Source organism: Brochothrix campestris FSL F6-1037 (assembly GCF_000525915.1).
GTDB classification, from domain to species: domain Bacteria; phylum Bacillota; class Bacilli; order Lactobacillales; family Listeriaceae; genus Brochothrix; species Brochothrix campestris.
In genome coordinates, this window is record NZ_AODH01000111.1 from 1 (window position 1) to 719 (window position 719).

Genomic DNA, 719 nt, shown 5'->3' on the forward strand with positions numbered 1-719 from the left:
AAAAAAAGTGCCTTAGCGAAAAAATCATGTATTATTGAGGTTACGACACCAAACAATAAAGGATGATTTTGCTATGACACTCATAAAGAATAACACATTTAAAACAAAACATACACACCTTTCTGTTGCCGAACGTAGGATGATACAAATGTTACTCCGCAAGAAAGAATCACATCGGTCAATTGCTTATTTACTCAACCGGTCACCTCAAACAATTAACAACGAAGTTAAAAGGGGAATAATCACGAAAAGATTTCGATTGAAAGTAAACAAAAAACAAAGCACCGTCTTTCTTGTTCGTTCTTACTCGCACAAAAAGGGACAAGCTTGTTATGAACTCAAGCGCAAAAATTGTGGCCGTAAATACAAATGGATTTCCTGCGTTGCCTTCATTGAATATGTCACTCGAAAAATAGCAATTGATAAATGGTCACCTGATGCAATCGTTGGCTATGCCAAACGCCATCAGCTTTTTTCAGACGATGAAATGCTTTCAGTAAAAACACTTTATCATCTGATTGATGCTGGTTTCTTAGGCGTCAAAAACATTGACTTGAATAAAAAGGTATCACGACAAATTAAGAAACAAAAAAGTCGTAAGAACAAGCGTATATTAGGACAATCAATTGAAAAACGTCCAGACATCGTTGATGTCCGAGAAGAATTAGGGCATTGGGAAATTGATACTGTTGTTGGTCTGAAAAATAAAGCAGACGCTG

Annotated in this window: 1 protein-coding gene; it reads left to right on the forward strand. The window is 36.2% G+C overall.

The window, feature by feature from the left end:
* Nucleotides 1–148 precede the first annotated feature (148 nt).
* The coding region (locus BCAMP_RS12125; protein ID WP_198015816.1) for an IS30 family transposase at nt 149–719 on the forward strand (571 nt) is incomplete at its 3' end.